At 65.2% G+C, this 17,842-nt stretch carries 18 protein-coding genes and 1 riboswitch; of the genes, 9 read left to right on the top strand and 9 right to left on the bottom strand.

Annotation, left to right across the window (positions count from 1 at the left end):
- Window positions 1–83: 83 nt before the first annotated feature.
- Window positions 84–2,081 (top strand): ATP-binding cassette domain-containing protein, encoded by a 1,998-nt coding sequence (locus tag EWM63_RS21525; protein WP_130188368.1) that lies wholly within the window; start codon window positions 84–86, stop codon window positions 2,079–2,081.
- A gap of 67 nt (window positions 2,082–2,148) precedes the next feature.
- On the opposite strand, the gene EWM63_RS21520 is transcribed toward EWM63_RS21525, so the two are convergent.
- The 4 genes from EWM63_RS21520 to EWM63_RS21505 form a co-directional block, all read right to left on the bottom strand.
- The gene (locus EWM63_RS21520) at window positions 2,149–2,673 is read right to left on the bottom strand and encodes a chemotaxis protein CheW (RefSeq protein WP_130188367.1); all 525 of its coding nucleotides are present in this window, start codon (window positions 2,671–2,673) and stop codon (window positions 2,149–2,151) included.
- Between the two features lie 80 nt (window positions 2,674–2,753).
- Window positions 2,754–3,539 carry a hypothetical protein gene (locus EWM63_RS21515; protein WP_130188366.1) on the bottom strand — a complete coding sequence of 262 codons (786 nt, stop codon included), beginning with the start codon at window positions 3,537–3,539 and terminating at the stop codon, window positions 2,754–2,756.
- Window positions 3,512–4,606, bottom strand: coding sequence for a flagellar assembly protein A (locus tag EWM63_RS21510; RefSeq protein WP_165390886.1), 1,095 nt, complete (start codon window positions 4,604–4,606; stop codon window positions 3,512–3,514). Before EWM63_RS21510 ends, EWM63_RS21515 begins: the two co-directional genes overlap by 28 nt.
- A 261-nt stretch (window positions 4,607–4,867) precedes the next feature.
- The gene (locus EWM63_RS21505; protein WP_229487417.1) at window positions 4,868–5,236 is read right to left on the bottom strand and encodes a hypothetical protein; all 369 of its coding nucleotides are present in this window, start codon (window positions 5,234–5,236) and stop codon (window positions 4,868–4,870) included.
- Between the two features lie 312 nt (window positions 5,237–5,548).
- Between EWM63_RS21505 and ompR the strand changes: the two genes are divergently transcribed.
- The 6 genes from ompR to EWM63_RS21475 all read left to right on the top strand — a co-directional run bounded on the left by ompR (window position 5,549) and on the right by EWM63_RS21475 (window position 10,795).
- Window positions 5,549–6,250 carry an osmolarity response regulator transcription factor OmpR gene (gene ompR / locus EWM63_RS21500; protein ID WP_130190525.1) on the top strand — a complete coding sequence of 234 codons (702 nt, stop codon included), beginning with the start codon at window positions 5,549–5,551 and terminating at the stop codon, window positions 6,248–6,250.
- 13 nt (window positions 6,251–6,263) lie between these two features.
- Complete coding sequence (locus tag EWM63_RS21495; protein ID WP_130188364.1) at window positions 6,264–7,616, top strand: ATP-binding protein; 1,353 nt, start codon at window positions 6,264–6,266, stop codon at window positions 7,614–7,616.
- A gap of 185 nt (window positions 7,617–7,801) precedes the next feature.
- Window positions 7,802–8,287, top strand: a complete 486-nt coding sequence (locus tag EWM63_RS21490) for a VOC family protein (RefSeq protein ID WP_165390885.1) — start codon at window positions 7,802–7,804, stop codon at window positions 8,285–8,287.
- Between the two features lie 34 nt (window positions 8,288–8,321).
- Window positions 8,322–8,741: a YciI family protein gene (locus EWM63_RS21485; RefSeq protein WP_130188363.1), complete on the top strand. Its 420-nt coding sequence runs from the start codon at window positions 8,322–8,324 to the stop codon at window positions 8,739–8,741.
- Between the two features lie 39 nt (window positions 8,742–8,780).
- Entirely contained in the window at window positions 8,781–9,497 is a 717-nt protein-coding gene (locus EWM63_RS21480; protein WP_229487415.1) for a YciI family protein, read from the top strand.
- Complete coding sequence (locus tag EWM63_RS21475) at window positions 9,479–10,795, top strand: RNA polymerase sigma factor (protein WP_229487414.1); 1,317 nt, start codon at window positions 9,479–9,481, stop codon at window positions 10,793–10,795. Before EWM63_RS21480 ends, EWM63_RS21475 begins: the two co-directional genes overlap by 19 nt.
- A gap of 5 nt (window positions 10,796–10,800) precedes the next feature.
- Here EWM63_RS21475 and EWM63_RS21470 read toward each other — a convergent pair whose 3' ends face one another.
- The 3 genes from EWM63_RS21470 to EWM63_RS21460 are packed head-to-tail and all read right to left on the bottom strand — an operon-like array spanning window position 10,801 to window position 12,017.
- Window positions 10,801–11,214 carry a GFA family protein gene (locus EWM63_RS21470; RefSeq protein WP_130188362.1) on the bottom strand — a complete coding sequence of 138 codons (414 nt, stop codon included), beginning with the start codon at window positions 11,212–11,214 and terminating at the stop codon, window positions 10,801–10,803.
- A gap of 14 nt (window positions 11,215–11,228) precedes the next feature.
- The gene (locus EWM63_RS21465; RefSeq protein WP_130188361.1) at window positions 11,229–11,684 is read right to left on the bottom strand and encodes an Imm26 family immunity protein; all 456 of its coding nucleotides are present in this window, start codon (window positions 11,682–11,684) and stop codon (window positions 11,229–11,231) included.
- Between the two features lie 24 nt (window positions 11,685–11,708).
- Window positions 11,709–12,017, bottom strand: coding sequence for a ferritin family protein (locus tag EWM63_RS21460; RefSeq protein ID WP_130188360.1), 309 nt, complete (start codon window positions 12,015–12,017; stop codon window positions 11,709–11,711).
- A 132-nt stretch (window positions 12,018–12,149) separates the two neighbouring features.
- A riboswitch (TPP riboswitch) is annotated at window positions 12,150–12,281 on the top strand.
- Window positions 12,282–12,372: 91 nt separating this feature from the next.
- On the opposite strand from EWM63_RS21460, the gene EWM63_RS21455 reads away from it, so the two are divergent.
- Window positions 12,373–14,460 (top strand): TonB-dependent siderophore receptor, encoded by a 2,088-nt coding sequence (locus EWM63_RS21455; RefSeq protein ID WP_130188359.1) that lies wholly within the window; start codon window positions 12,373–12,375, stop codon window positions 14,458–14,460.
- Window positions 14,461–14,539: 79 nt separating this feature from the next.
- Here the strand turns inward: EWM63_RS21455 and EWM63_RS21450 are convergent, their stop codons facing one another.
- Both EWM63_RS21450 and pnuC read right to left on the bottom strand, forming a co-directional pair.
- Complete coding sequence (locus EWM63_RS21450) at window positions 14,540–15,055, bottom strand: AAA family ATPase (protein WP_130188358.1); 516 nt, start codon at window positions 15,053–15,055, stop codon at window positions 14,540–14,542.
- The gene (gene pnuC, locus EWM63_RS21445) at window positions 15,052–15,687 is read right to left on the bottom strand and encodes a nicotinamide riboside transporter PnuC (RefSeq protein WP_130188357.1); all 636 of its coding nucleotides are present in this window, start codon (window positions 15,685–15,687) and stop codon (window positions 15,052–15,054) included. Before pnuC ends, EWM63_RS21450 begins: the two co-directional genes overlap by 4 nt.
- 168 nt (window positions 15,688–15,855) lie before the next feature.
- Here pnuC and EWM63_RS21440 point away from each other — a divergent pair, with 168 nt between their 5' ends.
- The gene (locus tag EWM63_RS21440) at window positions 15,856–17,811 is read left to right on the top strand and encodes an alpha/beta hydrolase family protein (protein ID WP_130188356.1); all 1,956 of its coding nucleotides are present in this window, start codon (window positions 15,856–15,858) and stop codon (window positions 17,809–17,811) included.
- The last annotated feature ends 31 nt before the right edge of the window (window positions 17,812–17,842 follow it).

Genomic DNA, 17,842 nt, shown 5'->3' with positions numbered 1-17,842 from the left:
ACCGTCGTCTCCCCATGGGCGACAAGATGGACCTGGGGTCTTCCTCCCGACCGCCGACCAACTGAAGCTCTGATAAGTAAAGCATGATTCGTCTCGAACAAGTAAGCCTGATGCGCGGTGTGAAGCCGCTGCTGGAAAACGTCGACCTGACACTGAACCCCGGTGACAAGATCGGCCTCATCGGCGCCAATGGTGCCGGCAAATCCAGCCTGTTCGCCATGCTGCGCAACGAGCTGCACCCGGACCAGGGCAATATCGATTTCCCGGCCAAGTGGCGCATGGCTTACGTGGCGCAGGAAACGCCGCCGCTGCAGCGCAATGCGCTCGACTACGCGATCGATGGCGACGTCAACCTGCGCAAACTGCAGGCGGAGCTGGAGCGGCTGGAATCGCTGCCCGACTCCGCCGAGCAGGGGCTTGCGCTGGGCAATGCCCACGTGGCCCTGGCCGATGCCGATGCGTACACGGTGCAGTCGCGCGGCGAACAGCTGCTCTTGGGCCTGGGCTTCACGCTGGACCAGATGCAGCAGCCCGTGGCCAGTTTCTCCGGCGGCTGGCGCATGCGCCTGAACCTGGCGCAGGCGCTGATGTGCCCTTCCGACCTGCTGCTGCTCGATGAACCGACCAACCACCTGGACCTGGACGCGATCATCTGGCTCGAGGACTGGCTCAAGCGCTATGCCGGCACCCTGATCATCATTTCCCACGACCGCGATTTCCTCGACGAGATCGTCAACGTGATCGTGCACATCGACGACCGCAAGCTGAAGCGCTACTCCGGCAACTACTCGAGTTTCGAGCGCCAGCGCGCCGCGCAGATGGTGCTGATGGCCGGCGCCGCCGAGAAGCAGGCGCGCAAGAAGGCGCACCTGGAGTCGTTCATCGACCGCTTCAAGGCCAAGGCGTCGAAGGCCAAGCAGGCGCAGAGCCGCATGAAGGCGCTGGCGAAGATGGAAGAACTGGCGCCGCTGCGCGCCGCCGCCGAATTCTCGTTCGAGTTCCGCGAGCCGCTCTCCGCGCCGAATCCGCTGCTGGTGCTGGAGGATGTGGATGCCGGCTACCGCAGCGAAGATCCCGTCACCTACGAGGTGAAGGAAAAGACGATCGTCCACGGCATCAACTTCAGCCTGCAGACGGGCCAGCGCATCGGCCTGCTCGGCGTGAACGGTGCCGGCAAGTCCACGCTGATCAAGACGGTGGCCGGCGACCTGGCGCCGCTGGCCGGCACGGCGACCACCGGCAAGGGCCTGATCATCGGCTATTTCGCCCAGCACCAGGTGGAGATGCTGCGCCACGACGAATCGCCGCTGTGGCACCTGCAGAAGATCGCGCCCACGGTGCGCGAACAGGAGCTGCGCAACTTCCTCGGTGGCTTCAACTTCCCCGGCACGATGGTGACGAGTTCGATCGCGCCGTTCTCCGGCGGCGAGAAGGCACGCCTGGCGCTGGCGCTGATCGTGTGGCAGCGGCCAAACCTGCTGCTGCTCGATGAACCGACCAACCACCTGGACCTGGAAACGCGCGAGGCGCTGACCGAGGCGCTGGCACAGTTCGAGGGCACGCTGGTGGTGGTATCGCACGACCGGCACCTGCTGCGGGCGACGACCGACCAGTTCATCATCGTTGCCGACGGCATGCTGCAACCGTTCGATGGCGACCTGGACGACTACAAGGACTGGCTGTTCAAGACCAAGCTGGGCAAGGGAACCGACGTGCTGCCGGCGGCCGGCAAGGAACACAAGACGGCGTATCCTTCGACTTCACCGGTGGCGCCGCCGCCGGCCGCGCCAGCCGTCGACAAGCGCGAACAGAAGCGGCTGGAAGCGGAGCAGCGCCAGCGCCTGGCCGCGCAACGCAAGCCGATCGAGAACAAGATCAAGCGGCTGGAAGAGCAGATCGCCAAGCGCAATGCGCAAAAGGCCGACGTCGACGCGCAATTGCAGGACCCGGCAATCTACGAAGCGGCCAACAAGCCGAAACTGAAGACGCTGCTGGCGGACCAGGCTTTCTACACGAAAGACCTGGCGCAGCTGGAAGAGGAATGGCTGGGCTTGCAGGAACAGCTCGAGGCGCTGGCCTGAGCGAGGAAACGGAACGGCAATACAACGACGCCGCCCTCGGGCGGCGTTTTCTTTTGCGTCCGCCACATCACGCGGCGGCGTGCAGGCTGTCCGGCCTGGTGCGGCGGATCGCCATCAGCCTGTCGATGTCGACGACGATCAACCGGCGGCCGCCCGCATCCGCAAGGCCCAGCAGATAGTCGACTTCCGCCGCCACGTTCGGGATCGGCTTGATGTCCCGGCTGGCCAGCATGACGAGGTCCGTCACGCCATCGGTCACCATGCCCATCACGCAGGTGGACAGCTTGAGGATGATCACGTCGGTCTGCGGGTCGTGCTCCGACGGCCGCGGGCCGAACGCGATGCGCATGTCGACGACCGGCATGATGATGCCGCGCGAAACGGCGACGCCGCTGATGATTTCGCCGTCGGTTGCGAAGCGTTCGAGCGCCTGCAGCGGCCGCAGTTCCTGCACGTTGGCATAATCGAGCGCATATTCCAGCCCGCCGAGACGGAACGTGAGATATTGCCGCGCCTCGGCGTCGCCCTGCGGGCCGCCGGATCCGGGTGATGCCAGCGCCTTGATCGTTGCTGGTGAGTGCTTGGTTTGCATGGTGTTCCTTTCGTCCGTCATGCGGCAAAGTTGCGCATTCTCCATGCTAAGGTTGCCCCCCGTTCCAGTGTTGAGGATGCTCAATGTTTCCTGTCGGGACTATCCTGACGGATCGGATGTGACGCAGCGGATGACCAGTCGAACGCACCGTCGGCAGCCTGCAGCACGGACGCGTGGCTCCACGAGCCGGCCCGCAGGTGCGCCTTGATGTCCTTTGTCGCCAGGCGGGTGGGCAGGCCGGTATCCGGGTGGTACAGCATGGTGCGCAGTACGGTGTCGCCATCGATGACCTTGACCGCGCAAGAGGCCGTGGCGGCGATTGCGCCGCGGCGCTGCCGTGCCTTTTCCAGCTGGCCTTGAAGATCGTTCAACTGCACCCGCGCGCCGTTGCCGGCAAGCGACACCTGGGCGATCTCGTTCAGCGCCGGCGCGAGCTGTTCCCCCATTTTCCTGAACAGCGCCTGCTGCGGGGCGGTCAGCGCGACTTCCCCGGCCCGCACGCGGGTGGCCAGCGCCAGGTAGCTGCGCACATCCTGGCGGCTGCCGATATCGTGGACCATGGCACTGTATGCCTGCACCGTGGCCCGGCAACTGGCCGCGCGGGCCGCGAGGTCGGTAATGGCTTCGTCGTCGTCGCGGGTGTCGGGGACCAGCGCGAACAGCAGCATTTCGCTGCCCTTGCGGGGGCCGGCCACGGTGATTGCCATGTTGCGGCCGGCGATCGCGCAGCCGCTGGCGATGCCGATCACCACCTCGTCGGCCACGATTTCACAGTTGGTCGCTTCGCCGATCGTCACCCGGGCGGCGCTGATTACGCAGTTCTGCGCCTCGCGGATCGTTACTTCGCCACCTGCCGCCTGCAGCACCGCGTTTGCCGCGACGCCGCCCACGCGGATCGCACCGGCGCCATTGACGACGCTGCCCCCATCAGGTTGCGCTTGAGGTGCACGGCGCCGCCGCGCGAGGCGATATGGCCGAACACGTTGCCGTGGATGGTGATGCCACTGCCTTCGACGATGACGTTTTCCTCCACGTCGCCAAATTCCTCATAGTCGCCGGCCAGTTGCAGGTTGCCGGTGGTGCGCACGCTGGCACCATCCCGGCCGACGATCTTTGGCCCGATCGACAGACGGCCGTTCCGGTCGATGTTGACGAAACCCTCGGCGGCGGAAACCAGGTAGTCGTGGCCGTCCAGGTGCTCGATCACGGTACCCGGGCCGGCAACGGCCGTGAGCTCCAGGTCCGTGCCGGCCGTCGCCTCGATCGGCTCGCCGGACAGGTCGATACCGCGCGTGCCGGCGGTGCACGGGTCCTTGCGCAACAGCCGCACCTGCGCCTTCACTTGCGGGAAGCGGTTTTCAAATGCGTGCAGGTCGAAGCGGCCATTGGCCAATGCGCGTGGCGCATTGCAGCGGCGCAGTTGCGGCGATACCTCGACGATGGTCGCATTGCGTCCATCCACGGGGTCGAGGCGGCGGGCAACCACGATGCGTGCCCTTCCTCCGGCAGCCATCACGGCCCGCACGGTCGGTACATCGATGCCGAAGCGGATGCCCTTGCACCACATGTCGGCCACGAATTCGTCGAATTCCAGCCTGGACAGTTCCGGGATGCCGACGGCATTGGCAAGCAGCACCGGCTCGAAAAAGCACGAGGCAACGCCGGACTCGATCCTGGGGGACCGGTACAGGCCACGACGGGCTGGTTCGAACGACACCATGGCATCGGCCACACGCACGAGCGGCTGGCCATGCCACGCCGCGGGCAGTGCGGGCCCGGCCCCGTACAGCATGCGCTGGAACACGGCGTAATCGAGACCGGCCAGGAAGGCACCGGCCTGGAACAGGGCGTCGACAGCCGCCGCCAGGGCCGATGGCGGCGCATCGGCGCGCAGCCAGATGCCATCGTCGCGCCCGACGATGGGTTCGGCCATTTCCTCATCCGGCATGACTGCCGTTTCGCCACCGATTTCCATTGGAATCCCCAATATTTCTCAGAATCAAGAAACGCTGTAGGAGATACTTTAAGAATTTTTCCCTATCGGCAATTTGATTGCCGCCAAGCATCTATGATGTAGTGGAAAATGTGTCGTGCTGCAGACAAGGCGCAACGCAGGAAAGTCGTCCGGCCAATGCGATCGACAGCAAAAAGGCCGGTCAGGTAGTGACCGGCCTTGAAAGGAGTGGCGGGAAGATCAGCGGCGCGGTGGGTTTGAATACACTTCGATGCGCGCATCGTTGATCTGGCGGCGCAGGTCGCGCCGCTCGTCGGGCGTCATGCGGCTCATGCGGCGGGAAATTTCCGCATTGCTGGCATTCTCCTGCATGATCCGGCGCTGCTCTTCGGCGCGCGCCTCGAAGGACCGTGCATCGGCGCCATCGCCCCACTGGCTGTCGCGACGCTGCTGTTGCTGCTGCTGGTTGTCGCGCCGTGGTGGCCCGTCATTCGGGCCTGCATGGGCGAGCGAGGGCAGCAAGCCGCATACCGCCACCAGCAGCGACGCGATCGCGGCACGCGCGCATTGCGCGTTTGCCCTGCTTCGATCGTGTGCCTGCTTGCTCATGCCATGTCCTCGTTCGTGTCTGGTAACCTGTACCCGATGGACGAAGTGTATGCCCCTTTCCCCATGGGTATAAGGGTGATTGGGTAAAGTTTGTAACACTTTGTAATGGGCCCATGCGTGCGCGCTTTTCATTGCGTTAAGACGTTACCATAGCGACATGCTTCTGACAATTCCGACAGCAATATGACTACTTCGACCGATTCCAGCAGTAATGGTTCCAATGCGGGTTCCAATGCGGGTTCCAATGCGGGCTCCACCGCGGGCTCCACCTCTTCCACCAGTGCCTCGCATGGCGGCCACCAGGCCAAGATCATGGTCGTGGACGACGACGTCCGCCTGCGCGACCTCTTGCGCCGCTACCTGACCGAACAGGGCTTCAATGTCTTCACCGCGGAAAACGCCACCGCGATGAACAAGCTGTGGCTGCGCGAACGCTACGATCTGCTGGTGCTCGACCTGATGCTGCCGGGCGAGGATGGCCTGTCGATCTGCCGCCGCCTGCGCGGCGCCGGCGACCAGACGCCGATCATCATGCTGACAGCCAAGGGCGAGGATGTGGACCGCATCGTCGGCCTTGAAATGGGGGCGGACGACTACCTGCCCAAGCCATTCAACCCGCGCGAACTGGTGGCCCGCATCGGCGCGGTGCTGCGCCGCAAGGGGCCCGATGAAATCCCCGGCGCGCCATCGGAAACGCCGCAAACCTTCGAGTTCGGCCAGTTCGTGCTGGACCTGGGCACGCGCACGCTGAAGAAGAATGGCGAAACGGTGCCGCTGACCACCGGCGAATTCTCCGTGCTGAAAGTGTTTGCCCGCCATGCACGCCAGCCGCTGTCGCGCGAAAAGCTGATGGAACTGGCGCGCGGCCGCGAGTACGAGGTGTTCGACCGCTCGCTGGACGTGCAGATCTCGCGCCTGCGCAAGCTGATCGAGCCGGATCCTTCCAGCCCGCTGTACATCCAGACCGTGTGGGGCCTGGGTTACGTGTTCATCCCGGAGGGACAGCCGCGTTGATGCGTGCCGTCCGATGAAGTTCCGTCGCATTTCGCTGGCCCGCCTGAAGAGCGGGCTGTTCTGGCGCACCTTCCTGCTGCTCGGCGTGCTCACGACGCTGTCGATGGCGTCGTGGACCGGCATGATCAGCTGGGTCCAGCGCGGCCCGCAGGCGCAGCAGCTGGCCGCGCAGGTGATCTCGGTCGTCACCATCACGCGCGCGGCGCTGACGCACTCCGCCCCGGAGCTGCGCACCGAGCTCCTGTTCGACCTGGTTTCCAACGAAGGCATCCGCGTCTTCCTCCTGGAAGAAAACGATGAAGTCGACCCGCCGCCCGACATCGCGCTGATGCCGGATATCGAGCGGCTCGTCAAGGCCAAGCTGGGCAAGAACACGCGCTTTTCCGCGCGCGTCAACGGCATGCGCGGCTTCTGGGTCAGCTTCAATATCGGCGAGGATGCCTACTGGCTGATGCTCGAGCGCGAGCGCATTCCCTGGCTGACGGGCATCCAGTGGCTCGGCTGGGCCGCCGTGGTATCGCTTGTCTCGCTGCTGGGCGCAGCCGCCATTTCCAGCCTCGTCAATGCGCCGCTGCGCCGGCTCACGGTCGCGGCCCGCGCCATCGCGCAAGGCCGCCGGCCCGAGCCGCTGCCCGAGAAGGGGCCGCAGGAGATCCGGCAGGCGAACCGCAGCTTCAACCAGATGGTGGACGACCTGCAGCAGGTCGAATCGGACCGCGCCGTGATCCTGGCCGGCATTTCGCACGACCTGCGCACACCGCTGACGCGGATGCAGCTTGAAGTGGAGATGGCGGACCTGACGCCGGACGCGCGCGACGGCATGAAATCCGACCTCGCGCAGATGGATGCGATCATCGCCCAGTTCCTCGATTACGCGAAGCCGACCGAATCGTCCACCTTCGTGCCGGTGGACGTGCCGGCCATGCTGGACGAAGTGGCCCATGAGGTTTCCCGCCTGCCGGACGTGAAAGTCACCACCGACATCGCCTGCGATGTCCAGCTGCGCGGCAACGTCACCGACCTGAAACGGGTGTTCCACAACCTGATCGAGAACGCGCGCCGCTATGGCAAGACTCCGGGCACGGACGTGGCCGAGATAGACATCCGCTGTACCGTCAAGGGCATGCACACGGCGAGGCGGGTAACCATCGAAGTGCAGGACCATGGCGTGGGCGTGCCGGAAGATCGGATGGCCGAGCTGCTGAAGCCGTTCACCCGGCTGGACGAATCGCGCAGCCAGGCCAATGGTGCCGGCCTCGGCCTGGCAATCGTCGAGCGCGTGCTGCTGCGGCATGGTGCGGAATTACAACTGAGCAATCGCGAAGGCGGCGGCCTGTCGATCCAGATCACGATGGATGCGATCTGACGCGGTGCGCAAGCTCCTGACATGAACTGTCAGCCGCCGCGTCTACGATCGGTGGCTGACGTTCCCTCCCCTCGCCGCAGCGGCGAAAAATATTTTCAGCGTTTTGTCGATCTGGCGTTTCGCCGTTCGTCGTGGGAGTATGGGAACGCAGTGCGTGTTCCCTCACAACCATGAAGGAGATAGCCATGAGCGAAGTCGAAAAAATTCCTGCGGACATGCCCACCGTGACGCCGCACCTCGTCTGCCGCAACGCCGCCGAGGCGATCGAGTTCTACAAGAAGGCGTTTGGCGCTGTCGAGCTGGTGCGCATGGCGGTGCCGGACGGTAGCGGCAAGCTGATGCACGCAATGATCCGCATCGGCGATACCAAGATCATGCTCGTCGACGAATTCCCCGAGCATGGCAGCTTCGGCCCGCAAGACTTGCCCAGTTCCCCCGTCACGCTGCACTGCTATGTCGAGGATGTCGACGCGGCTTACCAGCGCGCGGTCGATGCCGGCGCGGCGGCGCAGATGCCGCCGGCGGACATGTTCTGGGGCGACCGCTATGGCGTGCTGCGCGACCCGTTCGGGCACAGCTGGTCGCTGGCCACGCATATCCGCGACGTACCGCCCGAGGAAGCCATCGAAGCATCGAAGACGGCGATGAACTGCCCGGAACTGGTCCAGTAACTACCCCACAAGCACGCGACAGGGAGAAACCACCATGCGATTCATGATCATCGTGAAAGCCACCCCGGATTCCGAGGCGGGCAGGATGCCATCCACCGAGCTGCTCGAGGCGATGGGCAAATACAACGAGGAACTGGTCAACGCCGGCGTGATGCTGGCCGGCGAAGGCCTGCATCCCAGCTCGAAGGGGGTGCGCATCCGCTACCACGGCAAGGACCGCACCGTGATCGACGGCCCCTTTTCCGAGACCAAGGAACTCATTGCGGGGTTCTGGCTGATTCAGGTAAAGTCGCGCGAGGAAGCCATCGAGTGGCTCAAGCGCGCGCCCATGGAAGACGGCGACGAGATCGAGATCCGCCAGGTGTTCGAGGCCGAGGATTTCGGTGCCGAATTCACGCCGGAACTGCGCGAACAGGAGGACAGGCTGCGCGAGCGCATCGCGGATTCGGCCTGATTTTTTCGGACCATACCGGGAGGGACGGGGATGCATTTCATGGTGATACGGCGCGCGGACGCCGGTTCCGAAAGCGGCGCTTTTCCCGCCGCGTCGCTGGTCGACGCGGTGCCGGCCGCGCGCTGGCTGCATCCCGGCCACCAGGCCACGCGCCTGCACCGCAGCGCCGGCGCATGGTCCATCGAACACGGCCCCTTCCCGGCGAGCGAACTGGCGGCCGGCTTTGCGATCGTCGACGTGGCATCGAAGGAAGAGGCCATCGCCTGGGCCATGGCCTGGCCCACGGCCGATGCCGAAGGCGATGCCGTGCTCGAAGTGCGTGAAACGGGGTGCACGGGCGGTTGCGCGGGGATCGACGCGCCCGTGCATCGGCCAGCCCCGCATCTCGAGCCTGTCCGCCTCGAGCCCTATGCTGTCCTGATCCGCTCCAGCGATGCCCTGGAAGCCGACCTGCCGCCGCCGCCGGACGTCATCGCCCGCATGAACGCGCGCAATGCCCGGGATGCGCAGGCCGGCGTGCTGCTTGCCGGCGATGGCCTGAAAGGCACGGCCAAAGGTGCGCGCGTCAAGTTCAAGGGCGGCCGCCCATCGGTCGTCGACGGCCCGTTCACCGAGATCAAGGAACTGATCGCCGGCTTCTGGCTGATCCAGGCCGCCTCGCGCGACGAGGCGATCGCCTGGGTGAAAAGCTATCCGTTCCCCTGGCCCGACGTGACGCTGGAACTGCGGGCGCTGGCGTGCCCGTTGCCGCATTGAGCGACCGGGTCCATCGCACCGTCGAGGCGGTCTGGCGCATCGAATCGGCAAGGATCATCGGCGCGCTGGCGCGGCTGCTGCGCGACGTGGGCCTGGCCGAGGAAATGGCGCAGGAAGCGCTCGTGGCGGCCCTCGAGACGTGGCCGGTGCAATTCCCCGACAGTGGCACGCCGGACAATCCGGCCGCGTGGCTGATGGCCACGGCGAAGAACCGCGCGCTCGACCACCTGCGTCACCGCAAGCTGGTGCAGGACAAGGAACCGCAGCTCACGTATGAAATCGAAAGCCTGCTCGAAGATGCCGCCCAGAATGGCGAACAGGCGCTGGAGCGGGCGCTCGACGAGCGCATTGGCGACGACGTGCTGCGCCTCGTCTTCATCGCCTGCCACCCGGTGCTGCCGACCGAAGGCCGCGTGGCGCTCACCCTGCGCCTGCTGGGTGGCTTGACCACGGAGGAAATCGCCCGTGCCTTCCTCGTGCCCGAGCCCACGGTGGCGCAGCGCATCGTGCGCGCCAAGCGCACGCTGCTCGAAGCGCGCGTGCCGTTCGAGGTACCGGCGGAGCACGAGCTGGTCCAGCGGCTTTCCTCCGTGCTGCAAGTGATCTACCTGATCTACAACGAAGGCTACTCGGCCAGCGCCGGCGCCGACTGGATGCGCCCGGCGCTGTGCGACGAGGCGCTGCGCCTGGGGCGCATCCTGGCCGGGCTGGTGCCGCAGGAGCCCGAGGTGCATGGCCTGGTGGCGCTGATGGAAATCCAGTCGTCCCGCGCCCGGGCCCGGGTCGCGGCCGACGGCTCGCCCGTGCTGCTGCTGGACCAGGATCGCGCGCGCTGGGACCAGCTGCTGATCCGCCGGGGACTGGCCGCGCTGGACCGTGCCGGGCAGCTCGGCAAGAGCCTCGGCCCCTATGGCCTGCAGGCCGCGATCGCTGCCTGCCATGCGCGCGCACGCAAGGCGGCCGACACCGACTGGCAACGCATCGCCGCGCTGTACGATGGCCTGGCGCAGCTGGCGCCATCGCCGGTGGTGGAGCTTAACCGCGCCGTGGCGCTGGCGATGGCCTTCGGCCCGGCCGCCGGCCTGGCAGTGGCCGATACGCTGGTGGATGAACCGGCGCTGCGCAACTACCACCTGCTGCCCAGCGTGCGCGGCGATTTCCTGTTCAAATTGGGCCGGCCGGAAGAAGCGCGCGCCGAATTCATGCGCGCGGCGGACCTGACGCAGAACGCACGCGAACGCACGCTGCTGCTGTCGCGCGCGGCCGCCTGCCCGGCGCTGCCGGGCGGAGAAAGCTGAATGCGCTAGGGCACCTGGCGCGCGCCTTCGGCGCGCGTGCGCACGTAGCGCGGCAGGCTGTCGGCCAGCTGCAGCCAGCGCAGGTGGCTTTGCATGTAGATATGGTCGCCGGGGGGCACCCGTTCGGGGTCGTCCAGGCTGGCCGTGGTGACATCGAGTTCGCCCGGGCAGGCGTCATCCTCGAACGTCAACTGCGTGCCGCAGGCCGCGCAGAAGCCGCGGCGCACGCCGGGGCTGGAATGGTACCAGGCCGGGCTGCCGGAAGAAAAATGCAGGCCGGTCCGTGCCACCGTAAACCACGCCACGCAGGGCGCGCCGCTGGCGCGGCGGCACATCGTGCAATGGCACAGCGTGCTGTTGCACGTTTCGGCCGTGACCAGGTAGCGCACGGCACCGCAGAAACAGCCTCCCAGGTGCATGATTCCTCCGCCTGCTATTCCAGCAGCTTGGTCAGCAGCAGTTCGGTCGATCCATAGCCGAACAGCGAATCGCTTTCCAGGCCCGCCGTTTCATACGGCACCGACACTTCGCGCTCCGGCTTGGCCGGGTCGTCCGCGTAGGTGGCCTGCCAGGCCCGCTTCAGCGCATCGGAGCGGCGGATGAACACCGGCACCGGCCAGTCGTTGCGGTCGAAATGCTCGGCCTCGCCGAGCACCGGCCAGCGGCCGTTGGCCAGCGCCATGTCGCCGGTGCGGATGGCCTTGACGGCATCGCCCGCCTTCAGCGCCAGCACGTCGGCCAGCGTGGGCATCACGGCGCGCCTGGGCCCGAACAGGTAGGCCAGCATGATCTTCCCCTGCGGGGACATGCGGGCAACGAGCCCGGCCGCGTAACCGCCATTGATCAGGGGGACGGCAAACCAGCTTCCTTCGTGATACGGCTGCTTCATTCGATTCTCATTATGTGGACTGCCTTACATGTTCTCATCGTAACGGTATTGGGCGGCGATCGGGCCAGCCTTGAACAGCGCGTCGCGCAACTCCTTGTCAAGCTTTGGATCGCGCCGCCGCGCCCACTCAAGCAGCATCGCCACGTGCCTGCGCGTGCTGTCGCGCTGGCTTGCCAGCACCAGTTTCAACTCCGGATCGGTGCAGGCGGCGCAGCGCTGGTTATACATGTCCAGCGCGCCAAGCCGGTCGATCAGCGAGGTCAGCGCGCGGTGCATGTCGAGCACCTGGGCATCCAGGCTCTCGCGGTTTTCTATGACATGTTCCTGCGTCATGGCGGTCTCCTGTGCGTGGAACGTTGATGACGGTTCAATGCAATATTGTCGTTGGGAGTCCATGTTTCCACAAGTATAACAATAGGCCCGGACGAATGGCGCACGACATTGTATGCAACTATGATAAGCTCTCGGCTTCGCTAGGGGTCCTGGGCGGGTTGCTGAATTATTCAAAGAGTAATTCACGCTTCCTGCTCCGGGTGAGAGATACCCTTCGTACCTGATCTGGATAATGCCAGCGAAGGAAAGCGCAGTGCGGTGTTCGTCACAAGGCAGTCTTCGTCCCTTCCAACGTCCCCTGGTGTGCTTCCTCGCTGGTTCTTGAGAACTAGAAGAGAATTAGAAGAGCACATCGATGAACAAGACCACTTTTTCCGCCGCCGCGCTGGCCATCGCGCAGGCTTTTCCCGCTTTCGCCCAGCAAGCCGATGAACCCGCGATGACCGAGGTCGTCGTCACCGCCGTGCGCGGCACGGCGGAAACCGCTTCCGTCGCCGGCTTCTCGGAACGGCCGCTGCTGCTGACGCCCACGTCCGTCAGCGTGATCACGCGCGAGCAGATGCAGGCGCTGAACATCCGCTCCACCACCGATGCGGCGCGCTACGACGCGAGCATCAGCGATGCCTACAACGCCGTGGGCTATGCCGAGCAATTCTCGATCCGCGGCTTCAAGCTGGACAATGCGAACAGCTATCGCAAGGATGGCCTGGCGATTTCGGCCGACACCCAGATCCCGCTGGAAAACAAGGAAAGCATCGAAGTGCTGAAGGGCCTGGCGGGCATCACGGCCGGCGTGGCGGCGCCGGGCGGCGTGGTCAACTACGTCACCAAGCGCCCCACCAGCACGACGTTGCGCTCCGTGCTGTTCGAAGTGAGCGAGCGCGGCACCCTGCTGGGCACCGTGGACCTAGGCGGCCGCTTCGACGATCGCCGCTTCGGCTACCGCATCAACGTGGCCGGCGAACGGCTGCGCTCGTGGGTGGATGGCGCGGACGGCCGCCGCAGCTTTGTTTCCGGCGCGTTCGACTGGCAGATTTCGCCGCAGGCGCTGTTGCAGGTCGATGCCGACTACCAGAAGAAATCGCAGGTGTCGGCACCCGGCTTCCAGCTGATCAATGGCGTGTCGCTGCCGGTCGTCGATGCCGACACGCTGCTCAACGACCAGCCATGGAGCTACCCGGTGGCCACCGAAAGCATGAACTTCGGCGCCCGTTTCCTGTACCAGCTGGCGCCGGACTGGAAGTTCGAAGTGAAGGCGAACCGCCACGTATTCAAGCGTGACGACTACACGGCCTTCCCCTATGGCTGCGGGGCCGAGCTGCTGTGGCCCGGCTTCTGCGGCAATGGCGACTACGACGTGTATGACTACCGCAGCCTCGATGAACAGAAGAAGCCGCTCACCGCGCAGGCAATGCTGCAGGGCCGCTTCGCCACCGGCACCGTGACGCACGACCTGTCGACCGGTTTCGCCTTCTACGGCAACAAGGAAAGCTGGGGCGACGATGTCTATGAATGGGCCGGCACCAGCAACATCTACCGCCCCGTGGTGGTGCCGCCGCGGAGCGACCTGGAAACGGGCCCCGCATCGGTGCGCCGCAAGGACAACGAGCGCGCATTGTTCGTGCAGGACATCGTCGGCATCACGAGCGAACTGACCCTGCACGCGGGCGCGCGCTACGTGAAACTGAAGCGCGATGAACTGGGCGTGGCGCCGAGCAGCGCCAACTTCTGGCTGCCGAACGTGGCGCTGGTCTACAGCCCGCGCAGCAACGTGGCGCTGTACGCCACCTACGCGCGCGGCCTCCAGCACGGCGGCATCGCGCCGCTCGGCACCATCAACGAAGACCGTGCACTGGCACCGTCGAAGTCGAAGCAGGTGGAAATCGGCGCCAAGGCCGAGTTGAACGGCATCAGTTATACGGCCGCCCTGTTCCAGATCGAGAAGGGCCTGGAATACACCGACGCCGCCAATACCTTCGTGCGCAACGGCCAGGCCGAGCACCGCGGCTTTGAATTCTCCGCGCAGGGCAAGGCCACGCGAGAACTGACGATCGGCGCCTCGCTGGCCGCATTGAGCACGCAGCAGGGCGGCACCGGACAGAGCTTCTACGACGGCAAGCGCGTGACGAACGTGCCTGCCATCCGTTCGACGGTATTCGCCGAATATGCGCTGTCGCCGGCCTTTAAGGTGAACGGCGACTGGCAATTCGCCGGCAAGAAAGCGTTTGACGAGGAAAACACGGTATTCGTGCCGAAGTACCACTTGGTGAACTTCGGCACGTCGTACGTCACTCGCGTCAACGGCATGCCGCTGGTCGTGCGCGCGCAGGTGCGCAACGCGCTGGACAAGTTCTACTGGCGCGATGTGACGCCCGACCTGGGCGGCTACCTGATGCCTGGGCTGGGACGCACGTTCCGGGTGTCGGCGCAGCTGAACTTCTGAAGCATCCGCGGTTGAACCCGATGTCCCGTCGCCAGGCGGCGGGACCAGCGGCCCCACAACACGAGGCCGGCAACATTGCTCAGCCGCGGCCGAGCACCTCTTCCACCTGCCGCAGCCGCTCTTCGAGCGGCCCGTGGATACGCACGTGCGCGATCGCGCGCGCGGCCAGTTCCTCGGCCAGGATCGCATTCACCGGCGCACTCTGGTCTTCCGGCTCGCGGCACAGGCCATCCGGTGTCCATGGGATGTCCGGCGCGCAGGCCAGCGTGACATCGTAGCGCCGCGCCGCCACCAGCTGTTCCAGGCGCGGGTCGACGCGACCGAAGTAATGGCGGCTGTACACGGCCGTCATCAGCGGCGTGGTATCGCAGAACACGAAGCGCCCGGCGCGCGCCATGGCGAGATCTTCGCGCGCGGCCTGCGTTTCGGCGATGTGCAGCTGGTCGCCCTCCACCGGCACGCGCCGGCGCAGCTCGACGAATTCGCGCAGGTATTCCGGCACCCACACGTCGCGGTAGCGTTCGGCCAGCGCCTGGGCCAGCGTCGTCTTGCCCGAAGAAGCACTGCCGACGATCGCGATGCGCATCGTCTTCATCGCAGCACCATTGCCTTGCTGGCAGGCTCGTCACCCATCGCTTCGGCCAGCATCGACTTGCGCCATGCCAGCAGGCCGATCGTGGCCATCACCACGAACAGTCCATACAGCACGGCCGTCAGCATGAGGCCCTTGTGCACGTACAGCGCCACGTAGAGCACGTCGACGATGATCCACACATGCCAGTTCTCCAGCTTTTTCCGGGACAGCAGCAACTGCCCCACCAGGCTGCCCGCGGTGAGGAAGCCGTCCGCGAACGGCACGTCGGTATCGGTAAACGACATCAGGAACCACGCCAGCGCGATGAAGCCCATGATCCAGCCGAGCGCCGCCGCTCCGCTGCCCGCCCACGACAGCCCCGTCACCGGCAGGCGCGCATGCGTGTCGTCGCCATGCAGCCACTGGTACCAGCCCCAGAACGACACCGTGATGAACACCAGCTGCAACCCCATGTCGCCATACAGCTTCGATTGGAAGAACACCACGCCGTACAGCGCGGAAGACAGGATCGCGAACAGCCACGCCCAGTGGTTCTGGCGGATGTTCAGCCAGACGGTGGCGATCGACAGCACAAAGGACAGCAGTTCGAGCGGCGTGGTGGACAAGCCGAGCAGGTTGAGGGATTCGTTCATGAGGCAGCGTGCTGGAGGACTGCGGATTATGCCATGAGGGTGGTCGCGGAGCCACATTGCCTTGTACCGGCTGCCGAAACACAACGTGCACGGCAATTCTCTCCAATTATTGCGTATTGTTAATAATAATTACTTGGATAATAATATCCACTTATTCCAAGGCCATCCATGCACCGCTTGATCCCTCTCCTGCTCGCCCTGCCTTCCCTGCCCGCGATCGCGCAAGCACCGGCGTCCCCGATTCCCGTTCTCTCGTTTGCCAGGCAAGAACAGTTTTCCCAGCCGCGCCTGTCGCCCGACGGCAAGCACCTGGCCGTCACCGTGCGCATGCCGATCGGCAAGCGCGACGTGCCGACGATGACGTTCTACAGCCTGCCCGACTTGGCGATCGAAAGCGTCGTCCGCCTGCCGGCGTTCCAGGTGCCGCTCGATTACTACTGGGTCAGCAACACGCGGCTGGTCGTGCGCAAGGGCCACGAACAGGGCTCGCGCGAAGTACCGACCTCGTATGGCGAGGTGCTGGCCATGGATTACGACGGCAAGAAGCAGGAATACCTGTACGGCTACGACCGGTTCCTGAACTCGGGGCGCACCAGTGGCTACCAGGACGACCATGGCTTCGCCTACGTCTCGGACATCCCGGCCGAACGCGTTGGCCGCGTCTTTCTGTCCGCCTACCTGTGGGGCGCCGATGTGAGCGAACTGCTCGATGTCGACTCGCTCAAGGGCAGGCGCCGCACGGTAGCACGCGTGCCGCATCCACGCTTCAATTTCCTGGTGCAGAACGATGGCCAGCCCCGCTTCGCCACCGGCAGCGACGACAACGCGCATTTCACACTGCTGCGCCGCGAAGGCGACAGTGCCAGGTGGACCCGGGTTCCGCAGGCAAAAACCGGCACGCTGCTCCAACCCTTCGCGTTCTCGGCGGACGACCGCGAATTCATGGCGTGGCACGCCGAGCGCGGCGGTCCCCAGGTGCTGGTGCGGGAAAACCTTTCGACGGGCGCGCGGCACGTGGTGGCCTCGCATGCGGAAGGCTCTGTCGGCAGTGCCATGTTCGGCACCAGCCGTTACCTGCCGATCGCCGCTTTCACGTCCGTCGGCAAGCCGGAAGTGCGTTACCTGGAACCGGACAGCCATCCGGACGTGATCCTGCACAAGCAGCTTGCCGCGCAATTCCCGGGCGACGTCGTACGCTTCCTCGACGTTACCCGGGATGGCGACAAGCTGCTGTTCGTCGTCCGGAGCGACCGCGATCCCGGCACCTACTACCTGTTCGACCGCAAGAGCGGACGCGCCGACATGCTGTTCGCCGCCATGGAGGCGCTCGAGCCGGACCAGATGGCGGAACGCACGCCTGTCTCGTTCAAGGCGCGTGACGGCCTGCAACTGCATGGATACCTGACCATGCCGCGCAACCGGACAAGCGGCAAGGTGCCGCTGGTGCTGATTCCGCACGGCGGCCCGCACGGTCCATACGATACCTGGTACTTCGACACCGACGCTCAATTCCTGGCCAGCCGCGGCTACGCGGTGCTGCAGGTGAACTTCCGTGGCTCGGGCGGCCGCGGCGAGACGTTCCGCGAGGCCGGCTATCGCCAGTGGCATGGCAAGATCATGGACGACCTGGTGGATGGCGTACGCTGGGCAGTCGCCAATGCCGGCATCGATGGCGACCGGATGTGCGTGTTCGGCGCCAGCTTCGGTGGCTACGCGGCGCTGACGCTGGCATCGCGCGACCCTGAGCTGTTCAAGTGCGCCATCGGCTACGCCGGCGTGTATGACCTGAAGCTGTTCCTGGAGGAGGAAGAAATGAAACGGTCCAAGACCGCCAGGAGCTACAACAAGCTGTATGTGGGCGACGATGTCGCGGAACTGGACCGCATCTCCCCCGCGCTGCATGCGGGCACCATCAAGGCACCGGTCTTGCTGATTCACGGTGGCAAGGACACGATCGCACCCAAGGAGCACGCGTTCCGCATGCGCGAGGCATTGACGAAGGCCGGCCGACCACCCGAGTGGTATTACGTGGACTATGAATGGCACGGGTTCTACGACAGCGAAAACCAGGCCGAGGTGTACCGCAAGCTGGAAACCTTCCTGGCGAAACACATCGGCAAGTAGCATCAGCAAATAGCATCGGCAGGGATCGGCA

The organism is Pseudoduganella lutea (assembly GCF_004209755.1).
In the GTDB taxonomy this organism is placed as follows: domain Bacteria; phylum Pseudomonadota; class Gammaproteobacteria; order Burkholderiales; family Burkholderiaceae_D; genus Rugamonas; species Rugamonas lutea.
This window is presented reverse-complemented; position numbering and strand designations above follow the sequence as displayed.

Bases quoted from the DNA above. Each gene is read 5' to 3' on its own strand.
- EWM63_RS21525 (WP_130188368.1), top strand. From the start codon at position 84: ATGATTCGTCTCGAACAAGTAAGCCTGATGCGCGGTGTGAAGCCGCTG.
- EWM63_RS21520 (WP_130188367.1), bottom strand. From the start codon at position 2,673: ATGCAAACCAAGCACTCACCAGCAACGATCAAGGCGCTGGCATCACCC.
- EWM63_RS21510 (WP_165390886.1), bottom strand. From the start codon at position 4,606: ATGGCCGAACCCATCGTCGGGCGCGACGATGGCATCTGGCTGCGCGCC.
- EWM63_RS21505 (WP_229487417.1), bottom strand. From the start codon at position 5,236: ATGAGCAAGCAGGCACACGATCGAAGCAGGGCAAACGCGCAATGCGCG.
- ompR (WP_130190525.1), top strand. From the start codon at position 5,549: ATGGTCGTGGACGACGACGTCCGCCTGCGCGACCTCTTGCGCCGCTAC.
- EWM63_RS21495 (WP_130188364.1), top strand. From the start codon at position 6,264: ATGAAGTTCCGTCGCATTTCGCTGGCCCGCCTGAAGAGCGGGCTGTTC.
- EWM63_RS21490 (WP_165390885.1), top strand. From the start codon at position 7,802: ATGAGCGAAGTCGAAAAAATTCCTGCGGACATGCCCACCGTGACGCCG.
- EWM63_RS21485 (WP_130188363.1), top strand. From the start codon at position 8,322: ATGCGATTCATGATCATCGTGAAAGCCACCCCGGATTCCGAGGCGGGC.
- EWM63_RS21480 (WP_229487415.1), top strand. From the start codon at position 8,781: ATGGTGATACGGCGCGCGGACGCCGGTTCCGAAAGCGGCGCTTTTCCC.
- EWM63_RS21470 (WP_130188362.1), bottom strand. From the start codon at position 11,214: ATGCACCTGGGAGGCTGTTTCTGCGGTGCCGTGCGCTACCTGGTCACG.
- EWM63_RS21465 (WP_130188361.1), bottom strand. From the start codon at position 11,684: ATGAAGCAGCCGTATCACGAAGGAAGCTGGTTTGCCGTCCCCCTGATC.
- EWM63_RS21460 (WP_130188360.1), bottom strand. From the start codon at position 12,017: ATGACGCAGGAACATGTCATAGAAAACCGCGAGAGCCTGGATGCCCAG.
- EWM63_RS21455 (WP_130188359.1), top strand. From the start codon at position 12,373: ATGAACAAGACCACTTTTTCCGCCGCCGCGCTGGCCATCGCGCAGGCT.
- EWM63_RS21450 (WP_130188358.1), bottom strand. From the start codon at position 15,055: ATGAAGACGATGCGCATCGCGATCGTCGGCAGTGCTTCTTCGGGCAAG.
- pnuC (WP_130188357.1), bottom strand. From the start codon at position 15,687: ATGAACGAATCCCTCAACCTGCTCGGCTTGTCCACCACGCCGCTCGAA.
- EWM63_RS21440 (WP_130188356.1), top strand. From the start codon at position 15,856: ATGCACCGCTTGATCCCTCTCCTGCTCGCCCTGCCTTCCCTGCCCGCG.